Origin of the sequence: Hoyosella altamirensis (assembly GCF_014191505.1) — a bacterium.
Taxonomy (GTDB): Bacteria; Actinomycetota; Actinomycetes; order Mycobacteriales; family Mycobacteriaceae; genus Hoyosella; species Hoyosella altamirensis.
Genome location: NZ_JACHWS010000002.1, coordinates 209,453 through 222,586 on the forward strand (window position 1 = coordinate 209,453; position 13,134 = coordinate 222,586).

Genomic DNA, 13,134 nt, shown 5'->3' on the forward strand with positions numbered 1-13,134 from the left:
AAGATGAGAACGCATCCCGCCCAGGGCGCTCGTGCCCACGACCCGGACGGAGTGGCCTTTGATCGCGGTCCTCGTGGCACATGCGCTCGCCGCCCTCATTGCGCCCTTGCTCGTCCGGATTCTCGGGAGAAACGCGTTCCTGGTGCTGGCGGTCGTCCCATTCGGCGGTTTCCTTTGGACTCTCGCGCACTTCAGCGACCCGCACCGGATCAGCATCCCCTGGGCGCCGGAACTCGGAATGGACATCGAGCTCTGGTTCGACGGCCTCACAGCCATCATGTCGTGCATCATCCTCGGGGTCGGTGCGCTCGTTCTCATTTACTGCGCCCGCTACTTTCCGCCGAACGCGATCCGCTTAGGCTCCTTCGCCGCGTACCTTGTCGCCTTCGCGGGGGCGATGTTCGGCATCGTCACCTCCGACAACATGCTGGTGCTGTTCATTTTCTGGGAAGCGACAACCGTCCTGTCGTTTCTGCTCATCGGCTACAAGGCGGAGAAACAGGTCAGTCGCCGCGCTGCAACTAAGGCGCTGCTCGTCACGACCTTCGGCGGGCTGGCGATGCTCGTCGGAATCATCATCTTCGGTCAGATGACGGGCAGTTATCTGATGTCAGACCTGCTTGCTTCGCCACCGCAGGGCGCGCTCGCTGACGTCGCCCTGGTCTTGATTCTCGTCGGAGCCCTCTCAAAGTCCGCGATCGTGCCCCTGCACTTCTGGCTGCCGGCTGCGATGGCCGCGCCCACACCGGTGAGCGCCTATCTCCATGCCGCCGCCATGGTCAAGGCCGGCGTCTTCCTTGTAGCGCGGCTGTCGCCCGCTTTCGCCGATGCGTCGCCATGGCGACTGGTCATCATCACCCTCGGGGCGCTCTCGATGGTCCTCGCAGGCTGGCGTGCGCTGCGCGAGTTCGACCTGAAACTCATTCTTGCCTTCGGGACCGTCAGTCAGCTCGGCTTCCTGATGGTCCTCGTCGGTATTGGCACCCGCCATGCGGCCCTTGCCGGAATCGGGCTGGTCATCGCCCATGCGCTGTTCAAGGGCACACTTTTTCTCGTCGTCGGCATCATCGACCGGGCCACCGGCACCCGCGACGTGCGAAAGCTCCGGGGGCTGGGACGACGGGCTCCGGTACTCGCCGCGATCAGCATCGCCGCGGCCGCGAGCATGGCCGGTCTCCCGCCGTTTCTCGGGTTCTACGGTAAGGAGACCGCGTTCACAGCGCTCTCCGAGTCGGATGGACCATTCCAGGGCTGGCAAATCGCCACACTGATCGCGATCGTGCTCGGATCTGTTTTCACGGTCGCTTACACGTTGCGGTTCGTGTCTGGCGCTTTCGCGGGGAAGGGCAAGCCTGAACCGAGCCAAGCGGTGTCAGAGATGACACCACCCGGCAAGCTTTTCCTGACGTCCCCCGCGATCCTGTCCATAGGTGGACTTGCGGCCGGATTCCTGACAGTTCCGCTGGTGGACTGGATGCTCCCGTATGTCGATCTGTTCCCCGTTGGCCTTGAGGGTGAGCACCCGCATCTAGGTGGATCGAAGCTGGCTTTGGCGCTCAGTGCGTTCGCCATCATCGCCGGTATCTTCGTCTTCTTCGCGCACCGCACCGTCTCTAAACTGCGGTTCAGCACACCACCGCTGGGCAACGCGGACCGCGTGTACGACGCCACGCTCCGCATCGCTGACCTGCTGTCGCAGCGGGTGACGAGTGTGACGCAGCGCGGGTCGTTGCAGTTCACACAGGCCATCATCCTTGCGACGCTGATCGCGCTGCCCTCGCTCGCCCTCCTACTGTGGCCGGAGTGGCCATCTCTGCCCAGCGGGCCGCCAGGGTCAGTCCTGCAACTCGCGGTCGGAGGCATCATGGTCGCGGCCGCGCTCGGTGTGACTGTACTGCGCAACCGCCTCGCGGCTGTGCTGCTCATTGGCATCACCGGCTACGGGACAGCGGTGATCTTTGCGCTGCACGGCGCCCCAGACCTTGCGCTCACGCAAGTGGTGGTGGAGACGCTGACGCTGGTGATCTTCATCTTGCTGCTGCGCAAATTACCCGCGGAACCCCACCCCTACCGCCCCATGGGGCACCGCGCGATCCGCGCCGCACTCGGTTTCGGATCGGGTGTCATGGTCGTGATAGTGGGTCTCTTCGCTGTGAGCGCACGCTCGGCGCAGCCCGTTTCGGCATTTCTGCCAGATTTGGCGTATTCGGAGGGAAGCGGCGCGAACGTTGTCAATGTGGTTCTTGTGGACATCCGCGCGTGGGACACACTCGGCGAGATCAGCGTGCTCCTTGTCGCGGCGACGGGCGTGGCCAGTCTGATCTTCCGGCACCGCCGCTACGGCAGCGCCCCCCGCGTCGCGGATGCGCCCGTTCAGTCTCAGCAGCCTCTCGAGGTCTCAGTCACTGCCGCTGTCGAGAGAAGGCAGGAAGTCGTTGCACCCGACCAGCAGCCAGATGACGACAGTCCAGAAACGGCTTCCCCAGAAATGGCCGCCATGCCAACGCGCAGGCACCTCGAATACACCGAGATCGTCTGGTTGCGTGGCAGCGAACTCCGCAATCCCCGCAACCGGTCGTTCATTCTGGAGGTCACCACCCGGCTGCTATTTCCCGCGATGATGGTGCTTTCGCTGTACTTCCTGTTCGCCGGCCACAATGCGCCAGGTGGTGGGTTCGCGGGAGGCCTCGTAGCCGGACTCGCACTGGTCCTTCGCTACCTTGCCGGTGGGCGATACGAACTCGGCGAGTCGGTTCGCGTCGATGCTGGAAAGATCCTTGGGTTCGGTCTCGCGCTCGCGGCGGGGACCGCTATGGCGTCGATACTTTTCGGCGCGCCCGCACTCTCATCGGCGACGATGTACTTCGATGTACCACTGTTCGGTGAGGTCAAACTGGTGACAGCGCTGTTCTTCGACATTGGCGTCTACTTCCTCGTCATCGGCCTGGTGGTCGATGTGCTCCGCAGCCTAGGCGCGCGGCTTGATTCCCGGATCGAGGTGGCACGGCAATGAGCTTGACTACTAGCTTTGGAATGCTCCTCATCGTCGGCATCCTGTTTGGCTGCGGCATCTACCTGGTTCTCGAACGCACAATCCTGAAGATGCTGCTCGGACTGCTTCTTCTGACCAACGCCGTCAACCTGCTGATCATCAACATGGGCGGCCTGTCTGGTGCACCGCCCATCATTGGCAGAGAGTCGGCCGAACATGGCGATATGGCGGATCCTCTGGTGCAGGCCCTTATTCTGACAGCCATCGTCATCGGTATGGGACTTGCCGCGTTTGTGATCGCGCTGATCTACCGGTCGTTCACCCTCCAGACCGTGGACGATGTCGACGACGACACTGAAGACGTACGAGTCGCGCACCGGACCCGCATCGAAGCGCCCGACTACGAACCGGAATCCGAAACACCAGCATCACCCGAAGGTCCCTACGGCCCTCCCGTGGATGGTTCCGACTCTGACTTCGACGAATCGGAGCGCCGCGCCAACGGCAAGACACAGCGTGGTGACAGCTGATGCTGAACGAATCGATCGCCCCGGCCCTCATCCCGCTGCCCGTACTGCTGCCGCTTCTTGGCGCGGCCGCCACCCTGTTCTTCAGCCGCCACTATCGGGTGCAGCGATACATCACGCTCGCCGTTCTGAGTTCAGTTTTCGTGGTGGCAGCGATGCTGATGTACCTCACAGACCAGTACGGCACCCATGTCGTTCAGGTCGGCGGGTGGGGCGCGCCGGTAGGCATATCGCTCGTCGCGGACCGGCTTTCAGCGCTGATGCTGCTGATCTCTTCGGCGGTGCTGCTTGCGGTCCTTATCTATTCCGTGGGGCAGGGTATTCGCGACGGCCACCATCAACAGCCCGTATCGATTTTCGCTCCGACATATCTGGCGCTGACCGCAGGTATTTGCAACGCATTTCTCGCCGGTGACTTGTTCAACCTCTACGTCGGGTTTGAGATCCTGCTCGCTGCGAGCTTTGTGCTGCTGACGATCGGTGTCAGCAAGGAACGTGTCCGCGCCGGTATTACCTACGTGCTCGTATCGATGGTGTCGTCGATCATTTTCCTCATCGGTATCGCGTTCGCGTACGCGGCCACAGGCACACTGAACCTCGCGCATATGGCTGTACGGATGCAGGACGTGCCGGAAGGCACCAGCACCGCGATCTTCGCGGTCCTGCTCGTCGCTTTCGGTGTCAAAGCAGCCGTCTTTCCCCTGTACGGCTGGCTCCCGGACTCCTACCCCACCGCGCCAGCCCCGGTGACCGCGGTGTTCGCGGGCTTGCTGACCAAAGTGGGTATTTACGCGATCATCCGCACCCACACGCTCGTGTTCCCCGGCGGACTGCTCGACGATGTACTGCTCGTGGCGGCGCTTCTTACTATGCTCATCGGCATCCTCGGAGCAATCGCGCAGTCCGACATCAAACGCCTTCTGTCGTTTACTCTCGTCAGCCACATCGGGTACATGATGTTCGGAATCGCCTTGTCCTCGAGTCTGGGGCTGGCAGGCGCCATCTTCTACGCAGCGCACCACATCATCGTCCAGACCACCCTGTTCCTTGTGGTCGGTCTGATCGAACGGCAGGCTGGTTCCGCGTCACTGCGCCGACTGGGTGGTCTCGCGAAGGCAAGCCCACTGCTCGCGCTGATCTTCTTCGTGCCCGCGCTGAACCTGGGCGGGATTCCCCCGTTCAGTGGTTTCATTGGGAAGGTGGCACTCGTCCAGGCAGGTGTTGACGATGCGAGCTTCTTGGCGTGGATACTTGTCGCCGGCGGTATCGTCACCAGCCTGCTGACTCTTTACGTCGTAGCGCGCATCTGGACGAAAGCGTTCTGGCGTGAACGCGAGGACGCGCCGGAAGGCCATCTCATCGCTTCCCGGCCTACCGCTCTCGTTGACGATGCGTTCGACGTCCCCTATGGCGAGCGCGCTGATGTAGGACGCATGCCCGCCCTCATGGTCGCGCCGACTGCAGGACTAGCCGTTCTCGGGCTCACTCTCACGTTGCTCGCGGGACCGTTCTTCGCATACTCCAATCGTGCCGCCGAGAACCTGCGTGAACGCACGGACTACATCAGTACCGTTCTTGACGTCGACCCCGAGGTACTCCAAGGCCTCGACACACCGATAAGCGGGACTGATGCCCTCGGAGGTGACCGTTGATACGCACCGCGCTGCTGCGAATATCAGGCGTTCTCTGGCTCGCCGGTATCTGGGTGCTGCTGTGGGGAACAGTGTCGGTCGGCAATGTTCTTTCGGGGATTCTCATCGGCCTGGCCGTCGTGTACCTGCTGCCCTTGCCGCGGATTCCGATTGGCGGGCGCCTGCACCCGATTTCTTTCCTAGTTCTCAACGCCGTTGTCGCGTTCATGCTGCTGCGCGCCACGCTGCAGGTCGCCTGGATCACGATTCGGCCCGGCCCGCCACCGAACAGCGCGATTCTGAAGCGGCGGGTGGATGTGCGATCCGACCTTGTTCTCACGCTCATCGTCGACGCGCTGAGTCTTATCCCTGGCAGTCTCGTCCTGCAGGTCGACAAGGTACAGCGAGTGGTCTTCGTTCACGTCATCGATATTTCCGACAAACGCGCGATCGCCAAGTTCCACAAAGACACTGATCGGCTGGTCCGCTGGTTCGTGCGAGCCTTCGAGCGCCGGGATGAGTGGCGGGACATCACCTCGAACGCGTCAATGGGGCGGGAGGAACTATGAACATCGTGTTCCTGGTCTGTGGGGCCATGCTCGTAGCGGCGAGCATAATCACGACGTACCGTCTGCTCGCGGGGCCGAACTCACTTGACCGGCTAGTGGCCGTGGACATGCTCGTCGCACTCTGCTTGTGTGGACTTGCTGCATGGGCGGCATATTCCCGCGACACCACGGTCGTGTCCGCTGTGGTCGCGCTCGCTCTGCTCGGGTTCATCGGTTCAGTTTCGATCACCCGGTACCGCGTATCTGATACCGAGACGGGAACGAGCGGCCCATGATCATCGACATCATCGTCGCGACACTGCTGCTCGCGGGCTGTGGCCTTGCCCTGATCGCCGCCATCGGTGTGGTGCGTTTTCCGGACACTCTGACGCGCATGCACGCCGCGACGAAGCCTCAAATCCTCAGCGTCATCCTTGTCCTGAGCGCAGCCGGAATCAGACTGTGGGGTTCGGTTGACGTAGGGATGCTTTTCCTTGCGATACTCTTCGCTGGCCTCACCGTCCCGGTGGTCGCGCACCGCGTTGGCCGGCTCGCATATCGCGAGCAGCTCTATCGCAAGGACCTCATCACAATTGATCAGATGGAACCCAACCGCGACGACTGACCCTCCACTCCATCGCGCAATTCGCTGACGAGAGAGTCAACGATCGAGGCCCAGCTGCCGCCCTGGCTGGCGATCCGGCGCTGCCGTTGATATGAAGCACCGATCCGCGGAATATCTGCCACATCAGCCAACTCGTCCGCGCACTCCAGATGCCGGGCGATTGGCTCGAGTCGCTCCAGCATCACTGCGAGGTCGTCAGTGACGAGTTGCTCCCTGCATTCGCGATCCAGAATGACCTCAGCTTCCAGGCCGTATCGTGCAGCCCGCCACTTGTTTTCCTGTACAAGCCACGGTGGCATCGAGGGCAGATCCTCTCCCGCCTCCAGCCGACGGTCGAGGTCGACGACAAGACAGTGGATAAGCGAGGTGAGTGCTGCGAGTTCACGGAGCGTCGGGATCCCGTCGCAGACGCGCACCTCGATGGTGCCCAACGATGGTGCAGGCCTGATATCCCAGTGAAGCCCACCGAGCGACTCGATGATCCCCGTTTTCATCTGGTCGCCGGCGAAGCGCTCGAATTCACGCCACGTCTCGAACTGGAACGGCAGCCCCGCTGTGGGAAGCTGCTGAAAGAGCAAGGCGCGGGTGCTCGCGTAACCGGTGTCCTTCGAGTCCCAGATGGGTGAGGAACCCGACAAGGCGAGCAAGTGCGGGTACTTCATCAGCAGCGCGTTCAGGATCGGGAAGACCTTGTCTGCGTGTGACACCCCCACATGCACATGAACACCCCAGATCAGCAGTTGCCGGCCCCAATACTGGTTCCTATTGATGATCTCGACGTAGTTCGGTTTGTCCGTCAGCATGTCGTCGGTCCAGTGCGCGAACGGGTGACTGCCCGCGCAAAAGAAATCGACACCGAGCCGATCGCCCGCGGCGAGCACTGCCTTCAAGGACCGCGAAATGTCCGCCATCGCTTCGTCAACGGTGTTGCAGATACCGGTGACCAGCTCGACCGTGTTGCGGAGAAACTCTTTGTGCACCGGTGAGGTCGCTTGAGTGCTATCGATACCGTGCCGTTCAGCCAGGTCCTCTAGCACCGCTTCAGCGGCATTCACCAGATCGCGGTCGTCCCGGTTGACGATCGCAAGCTCCCACTCGACTCCGAGCGTGGGACGGGGTGAACCGCTGAACGGAATCTCCACACCCTGATAGAACCATACGAGGCGCCGCTCAGCCGAGCAGCGCCTCGTATCCGTTTCTTCCGGTGCGTTTAGCTACTTACCTCGATCACACCGCAGGCCACTCGGTCGCCCGCATCGCCTGTCGCGAGGGTCTGCTCGTCGGGCACGTCGTCACCCTCCGCATGCTCGTAGCGGTCAGGGATGTTGGCGAAGTTGTCCGGTCCTTCATGCACGATAAATGAGGTTCCGTCACCGATGAGCAGGTCATCGACTGTCACGCGGTCCGTGAGTGTGACGAGCTCCGCGCGGCCATTCTCCAGAATCTGGATGGACACGAGATCGCCGCTAGCCCCGGTGCCTTCATGCGTCGCACCTTCGAGGTTGAGGTGGCCGCCAGCTGATGTGAACGCATCGTCCTCGCCATTGGCCTCACACGCACCGACTTCGTGGATGTGGAAGCCTTTGAATCCGGGGGTCAGATCATCTGAATCAGCCTGGATGACAGCGCGGATGCGGAGGAAATCTTCTGTCTCTGTAATTGTGACCAGACCGATTTCGGTGCCGTCTGCCAGCGCCAGTTGCGCCTCCAGAGTCCGTCCCGGCGAGGAGGATTCATCGCCGTGCTCATCCTCATCCTCATGGAAGTCAACCGGCTCAGGCTCCCCGGTCCAGACCGGCGGTGGCGGCACTTCTTCAGTCATGGTGCTCGGCGCCTCGTATGGAGCCGCACACCCGCTGATAATGAGCGCGCCCGCCGCGACTGCCGCCGCAGCCACTCCCGGGTTCCGCCACGATACTCCCCGACCGTGGAGTGTCCGCCGTACCTGTGAGGCCATTACAAAAGCTCCTTCACCAGAAAGGTCGTTGCCCGGGCTGGGGCCGAACCGCATTGTCGCAGCCACAGCATATCTGTGGAGGCAACACAACCGACGAGCAGCCCCACTATCCCGTGAGGATCACAACGACGCCGGGAGGCTGATCTGATATACCGGCGAACCGTGGAGCTGTCGACGCCCCGAGCGTCGCCGCGACCCGCTCGGCGACCTGCTGTTCGCCGGGTGCATCGCCGTAGTAGACGGTCGTTCCACCGACAACACTCGCACTGTAATTGCCGGTGTTGCCGACCTGCCAGCCCGAACCGCGCAGCGTATTTGCAGTCTGGCCGGCGAGACCCTGGACTATGCTGTTGTTCAGCACGTGTACCTGGACAGCAGGTACCGGCGGCGGCGCGAGAGTCGTGGTTTCCTCCGGGGTGGGTTCGGGCGTCGGTTCCGCGGTCGTGGAGGGCGCTGCGGTTGTCGTCGTCGCCGCCAGCGGCGCACTAGCCTGCGGCTCCGAATCGGCGCTGGCATCGCGCAGAACAAATACACCGATGGCAATGAACACGACTGCCGCGGACAGCAACATGAATGCGAATGACCGCAACGGCAGTCGATTCACATCAGGGCGTGGAGTACTCACCGGTCATCTCCCGACTACGTGGTCCTGAAGCCCAAGCGGCGCGCCGCGCGAGCCTTCTGCCGACCCGCACGTAATCTCCGGAGCCGCTTCACGAGCATCGGGTCCGCGCTCAGCGCCTCGGGCCGGTCGATCAGCGCATTCAGCACCTGGTAGTAGCGCGTCGCCGACAATCCGAAGAGGTTCTTGATCGCTTCTTCCTTGGCGCCCGCATACTTCCACCACTGTCGCTCGAACGCAAGGATGTCCCGTTCTCGCCGGGACAGGCCCGAATCGTCGTCAATCGCGAGATCTGGTGCAGGCGCCTCAAGTGATCCGTGCGGTTCCTGCGCTGGCTGCCCGGCTCGCGCTGCTGCGCTTTCCATCTCGCTCCTCAGGGAATTACGTGCATGTCTTTCGCCCTTCATTGAACCACCGTTGAGCATTGAACTCCGGTCGCTCGCTGCGGCGAGTCCCCGCGCGGGGGGCACCCTTCAAGGCCCGCATTTCTCGATTGGCACGCGGAATCAGTAATCTGTCGGATCATGGCAATCCACCCGATCCGCGTCGTCGGCGATCCGGTCCTCCACGCACCGACCAGAATTGTCGAACAGCCACCGCAAGAGCTGGCCGATCTCGTACAGGATATGTACGACACGATGGCCGCGGCGCATGGTGTCGGCCTGGCAGCGAACCAGATCGGAGTCGACCTTCGTGTCTTCGTCTACGACTGCCCCGACCGCGACGAAGACGGGACCGTAATGCGCCGCACCGGTGAGGTCATCAATCCTGTGCTCGAGACATCGGAAATTCCTGAAACAATGCCTGATCCTGAGGATGACCTCGAGGGATGCCTCTCGGTTCCGGGCGAACAGTTCCCCACGGGACGCGCGGCATGGGCGCGAGTCACTGGCGTGGACGTTCAGGGCAATCCCGTCGACGTCGAGGGGACCGGGCTGTTCGCTCGCTGCCTGCAACACGAGGTCGGACACCTTGACGGCTTCCTCTACGTAGACCGGCTCATTGGGCGCAATGCACGCGCCGCGAAAAAGACCATCAAGAAGAACGGCTGGGGCGTGCCAGGGCTGTCCTGGATGCCAGGCACCGTTCCCGACCCGTTTGGACATGACGACTAATGCGAATCGCCACCTGGAACGTCAACTCTGCGCGAGCACGTATCGACCGAATCACCTCGTGGCTCTCCCGAAGCGACGTGGATGTGCTCGCCATCCAGGAAACAAAGTGCCGCGATGACCAGTTCCCCGCCCTGGCCTTCGAAGAAGTCGGCTACGAGGTAGCCCACCACGGTACGAATCAGTGGAATGGCGTTGCCATCGCCTCCCGTATCGGGCTTTCCAGCGTGCAGATCGGCTTCCCCGGCCAGCCTGCCTTTCGCGACCAGCTTGAGCCACGCGCGATCGGCGCCGACTGCGGCGGCGTCACGGTGTGGAGCTTGTATGTGCCGAACGGCCGGACACTCGATGACCCGCACTACGAGTACAAACTGCGCTGGCTCGATGCGCTGTGGGATGCGAGCGCGAGCTGGCTCGATGCCAGCGCCGATAGGCCGCTGGCACTCGTCGGGGACTGGAACATCGCTCCCCTGGATGAAGACGTATGGGACATGGCCGTTTTCGGCAACTCGACGCACGTCTCAGACCCGGAGCGGAAGGCGTATCAGCGCTTCGCCGACCTGGGGTTCAGCGACGCGGTCCGTCCGTTCACGCCTGGACCTGGTGTCTACACCTATTGGGACTACACCCAACTGCGGTTCCCCCGCCGGGAGGGCATGCGTATCGATCACATGCTGGTGTCGTCAGCAACGCATGTCACGGGTGGCCGGATCGACCGCGACGAACGTAAAGGCAAAGGCGCGAGTGATCATGCCCCCGTCATCATGGACATTGCAGTCAAGTAGGGCAGCTTAGTACCAAACACCGTGATTGCCGGCCAGGACCCGTCTACAGCGGGTGTACCGTCGGGGTGGCGGTGTGCCGTCACGGAACGCGGTGTGCGGCCCCCTCGGGCAGTGGCGCAGTCAGATCCTGATACTCCGGGAACCGGGTAAGGAAGCGCTGCACGTAGGTGCACAGTGGACGGAGCTGCTGCTGGCGGGCACGCATGCCATCGAGGATGCCGCGCACCATCGCACGCGCGTATCCCTGGCGGCTGAAGTCTTCATCGATGATGGTGTGCAGCAGGGTGATCACGCCGTCATCAGCGATTTCGTACCCTTCGATTCCCGCGAGCACGCCGTCCACCCAGATCTCGTACCGTGATCGGGACTGGTTATCGAGCACCTCAATGGAGTGTTCGCTGGCTGCCATCGCGCCTCCCGTGCGTTGAGTCTTGTAGGGACAGCTTCCCACCGGATTGCGTTTCGCGCTCTCTTTGGGGTCTACGGCGCTGCCTAATGTGTATTCCGAGTCACATGATCTTGTGACATCCGCTAGGGTGGGGAACCGCAACTGCACATCTCCAACGGGGGCTCGCACCAGCGGGCTGAGAGGACGGCTATTGGGCCGTCGACCGTATGAACCTGACCGGGTAATGCCGGCGTAGGGAGGGAATTTTGTCGAAAAATTCTGCCACCACCACTGTTGTCGACACTGTTACTACTGGACCGATCGTGGGCAGCAGCAAGGTGTACAAGCCGGTGCCGGGAACGGACAGCCTCACGTTTCCTATGCGCCGCGTCCATCTGACCAACGGTGACCATCTCGACTTGTACGACACCTCGGGGCCGTACACGGATACCACCGCACAGATCGATCTTGAAAACGGATTGCCCAAGCAGCGCGACAACTGGGTCAAGCCTGCCCCTGTCGATGGCGCTTCCACGCAGCTCGCGTGGGCACGCGCCGGGATCCTCACCGACGAGATGCGGTACATCGCGGCCCGCGAAAGTGTTGCGCCGGAGATGGTCCGCGACGAGGTCGCCGCCGGACGCGCAGTTATCTGCGCCAACCACAAACACCCGGAAATCGAGCCGATGATCATCGGTAAGGCATTCGGCGTGAAGATCAATGCGAATATCGGCAACTCTGCCGTGAGTTCCGGCATCGCCGAAGAGGTCGAGAAGATGGTGTGGGCGACCCGTTGGGGCGCGGACACCATCATGGATCTTTCCACCGGTAAGGACATCCACGAGACTCGCGAGTGGATCCTGCGCAATTCCCCCGTGCCGGTTGGGACAGTGCCGATTTATCAGGCTCTTGAGAAGGTCAAGGGCGATCCGACGAAGCTCACGTGGGAGATGTACCGGGACACTGTGATCGAGCAGTGCGAGCAGGGTGTGGACTACATGACTGTGCACGCGGGCGTGCTGCTTCGCTACATTCCGCTGACTGCAAGGCGGGTCACTGGAATCGTGTCGCGCGGCGGTTCGATCATGGCGGCGTGGTGCCTAGCGCATCACCAAGAGTCATTCCTCTACACGCACTTTCGCGAGCTATGCGAGATTCTCCGGAAGTACGACGTGACTTTCTCACTTGGTGATGGCCTTCGGCCTGGTTCTATCGCCGATGCCAACGACGAAGCTCAGTTCGCTGAACTGCGCACGCTGGGCGAGTTGACGAAGATCGCGAAGTCGTACGGTGTTCAGGTCATGATCGAGGGGCCCGGACACGTGCCGATGCACAAGATCGCGGAGAATGTCCGGCTCGAAGAGGAACTTTGCGAAGAGGCGCCCTTTTATACGCTGGGACCGCTCGCCACCGATATCGCACCCGCCTACGACCACATAACGTCCGCCATTGGTGCTGCGATGATTGCTCAGGCCGGTACCGCAATGCTGTGCTACGTCACGCCGAAGGAGCATCTCGGATTGCCTAATCGTGATGACGTGAAACAGGGCGTCATTGCCTACAAGATTGCGGCACATTCAGCGGATCTGGCGAAAGGTCATCCCCGCGCGCAAGAACGGGATGACGCGCTATCCAAGGCGCGGTTCGAGTTTCGCTGGGTTGATCAGTTCAACCTGTCGCTGGACCCGGACACCGCTCGCGAGTACCACGATGAGACGCTCCCCGCGGAGCCCGCGAAAACTGCACATTTCTGTTCGATGTGCGGGCCGAAGTTCTGTTCCATGCGCATCAGCCAGGATGTTCGCGATTACGCCGAACAGAATGGCCTCGCCACGCAAGAAGACATTGACCGTGTGATCGCGGAAGGCATGGCAGAGAAATCTGCCGAGTTCGCGGAACTTGGCAATCAGGTGTACCTGCCGCTCACGTCTCGATAGCGGAAACCGA

The 13,134-nt window shown here is 62.0% G+C and carries 14 protein-coding genes and 1 riboswitch; of the genes, 9 read left to right on the top strand and 5 right to left on the bottom strand.

The genetic code is table 11. The features are described 5' to 3' along the window. Positions 1–58 precede the first annotated feature (58 nt). The 6 genes from FHU29_RS09765 to mnhG are packed head-to-tail and all read left to right on the top strand — an operon-like array spanning position 59 to position 6,323. Positions 59–3,013, top strand: coding sequence for a Na+/H+ antiporter subunit A (locus FHU29_RS09765; RefSeq protein WP_064441005.1), 2,955 nt, complete (start codon positions 59–61; stop codon positions 3,011–3,013). Continuing rightward, positions 3,010–3,522: a Na(+)/H(+) antiporter subunit C gene (locus tag FHU29_RS09770; RefSeq protein ID WP_083962383.1), complete on the top strand. Its 513-nt coding sequence runs from the start codon at positions 3,010–3,012 to the stop codon at positions 3,520–3,522. The genes FHU29_RS09765 and FHU29_RS09770 overlap by 4 nt, the downstream gene beginning before the upstream one ends. Further along, the gene (locus FHU29_RS09775) at positions 3,522–5,171 is read left to right on the top strand and encodes a Na+/H+ antiporter subunit D (protein WP_064441006.1); all 1,650 of its coding nucleotides are present in this window, start codon (positions 3,522–3,524) and stop codon (positions 5,169–5,171) included. The genes FHU29_RS09770 and FHU29_RS09775 overlap by 1 nt, the downstream gene beginning before the upstream one ends. Further along, positions 5,168–5,719 (top strand): Na+/H+ antiporter subunit E, encoded by a 552-nt coding sequence (locus tag FHU29_RS09780; protein WP_064441007.1) that lies wholly within the window; start codon positions 5,168–5,170, stop codon positions 5,717–5,719. The genes FHU29_RS09775 and FHU29_RS09780 overlap by 4 nt, the downstream gene beginning before the upstream one ends. Then, entirely contained in the window at positions 5,716–5,994 is a 279-nt protein-coding gene (locus FHU29_RS09785; RefSeq protein ID WP_064441008.1) for a monovalent cation/H+ antiporter complex subunit F, read from the top strand. Before FHU29_RS09780 ends, FHU29_RS09785 begins: the two co-directional genes overlap by 4 nt. Continuing rightward, entirely contained in the window at positions 5,991–6,323 is a 333-nt protein-coding gene (mnhG, locus tag FHU29_RS09790; protein WP_013805360.1) for a monovalent cation/H(+) antiporter subunit G, read from the top strand. Before FHU29_RS09785 ends, mnhG begins: the two co-directional genes overlap by 4 nt. Here mnhG and FHU29_RS09795 read toward each other — a convergent pair. From FHU29_RS09795 to FHU29_RS09810, 4 genes are all read right to left on the bottom strand, one after another. Next, positions 6,296–7,465, bottom strand: coding sequence for a glutamate--cysteine ligase (locus FHU29_RS09795; protein ID WP_064441009.1), 1,170 nt, complete (start codon positions 7,463–7,465; stop codon positions 6,296–6,298). The two genes, mnhG and FHU29_RS09795, sit on opposite strands and share 28 nt — an antisense overlap. 68 nt (positions 7,466–7,533) lie before the next feature. Next, a complete protein-coding gene (locus tag FHU29_RS09800; RefSeq protein WP_064441010.1) occupies positions 7,534–8,280 on the bottom strand; it encodes a superoxide dismutase family protein in 747 nt (248 codons plus the stop codon). A 106-nt stretch (positions 8,281–8,386) separates the two neighbouring features. Beyond that, positions 8,387–8,905, bottom strand: coding sequence for a LytR C-terminal domain-containing protein (locus FHU29_RS09805; protein ID WP_064441011.1), 519 nt, complete (start codon positions 8,903–8,905; stop codon positions 8,387–8,389). A gap of 14 nt (positions 8,906–8,919) precedes the next feature. Then, positions 8,920–9,267: a nucleoid-associated protein NapA gene (locus FHU29_RS09810; RefSeq protein ID WP_013805356.1), complete on the bottom strand. Its 348-nt coding sequence runs from the start codon at positions 9,265–9,267 to the stop codon at positions 8,920–8,922. Between the two features lie 159 nt (positions 9,268–9,426). Between FHU29_RS09810 and FHU29_RS09815 the strand changes: the two genes are divergently transcribed. Both FHU29_RS09815 and FHU29_RS09820 read left to right on the top strand, forming a co-directional pair. Beyond that, complete coding sequence (locus tag FHU29_RS09815) at positions 9,427–10,017, top strand: peptide deformylase (protein ID WP_064441012.1); 591 nt, start codon at positions 9,427–9,429, stop codon at positions 10,015–10,017. After that, positions 10,017–10,799, top strand: coding sequence for an exodeoxyribonuclease III (locus tag FHU29_RS09820; protein WP_064441013.1), 783 nt, complete (start codon positions 10,017–10,019; stop codon positions 10,797–10,799). The genes FHU29_RS09815 and FHU29_RS09820 overlap by 1 nt, the downstream gene beginning before the upstream one ends. Before the next feature lie 79 nt (positions 10,800–10,878). On the opposite strand, the gene FHU29_RS09825 is transcribed toward FHU29_RS09820, so the two are convergent. Then, positions 10,879–11,208, bottom strand: coding sequence for a GNAT family N-acetyltransferase (locus tag FHU29_RS09825; protein WP_013805353.1), 330 nt, complete (start codon positions 11,206–11,208; stop codon positions 10,879–10,881). Between the two features lie 144 nt (positions 11,209–11,352). Continuing rightward, positions 11,353–11,463, top strand: a riboswitch (TPP riboswitch). On the opposite strand from FHU29_RS09825, the gene thiC reads away from it, so the two are divergent. Further along, positions 11,454–13,124, top strand: coding sequence for a phosphomethylpyrimidine synthase ThiC (gene thiC, locus FHU29_RS09830; protein ID WP_064441091.1), 1,671 nt, complete (start codon positions 11,454–11,456; stop codon positions 13,122–13,124). (Overlaps the previous riboswitch by 10 nt.) Positions 13,125–13,134: the final 10 nt, after the last annotated feature.

What these genes read in the sequence shown, in the direction of transcription:
- FHU29_RS09810 (WP_013805356.1), bottom strand. Translation starts at nt 9,267, where the DNA reads ATGGAAAGCGCAGCAGCGCGAGCCGGGCAGCCAGCGCAGGAACCGCAC.
- FHU29_RS09785 (WP_064441008.1), top strand. Translation starts at nt 5,716, where the DNA reads ATGAACATCGTGTTCCTGGTCTGTGGGGCCATGCTCGTAGCGGCGAGC.
- FHU29_RS09825 (WP_013805353.1), bottom strand. Translation starts at nt 11,208, where the DNA reads ATGGCAGCCAGCGAACACTCCATTGAGGTGCTCGATAACCAGTCCCGA.
- FHU29_RS09800 (WP_064441010.1), bottom strand. Translation starts at nt 8,280, where the DNA reads ATGGCCTCACAGGTACGGCGGACACTCCACGGTCGGGGAGTATCGTGG.
- FHU29_RS09775 (WP_064441006.1), top strand. Translation starts at nt 3,522, where the DNA reads ATGCTGAACGAATCGATCGCCCCGGCCCTCATCCCGCTGCCCGTACTG.
- mnhG (WP_013805360.1), top strand. Translation starts at nt 5,991, where the DNA reads ATGATCATCGACATCATCGTCGCGACACTGCTGCTCGCGGGCTGTGGC.
- FHU29_RS09820 (WP_064441013.1), top strand. Translation starts at nt 10,017, where the DNA reads ATGCGAATCGCCACCTGGAACGTCAACTCTGCGCGAGCACGTATCGAC.
- FHU29_RS09770 (WP_083962383.1), top strand. Translation starts at nt 3,010, where the DNA reads ATGAGCTTGACTACTAGCTTTGGAATGCTCCTCATCGTCGGCATCCTG.
- FHU29_RS09815 (WP_064441012.1), top strand. Translation starts at nt 9,427, where the DNA reads ATGGCAATCCACCCGATCCGCGTCGTCGGCGATCCGGTCCTCCACGCA.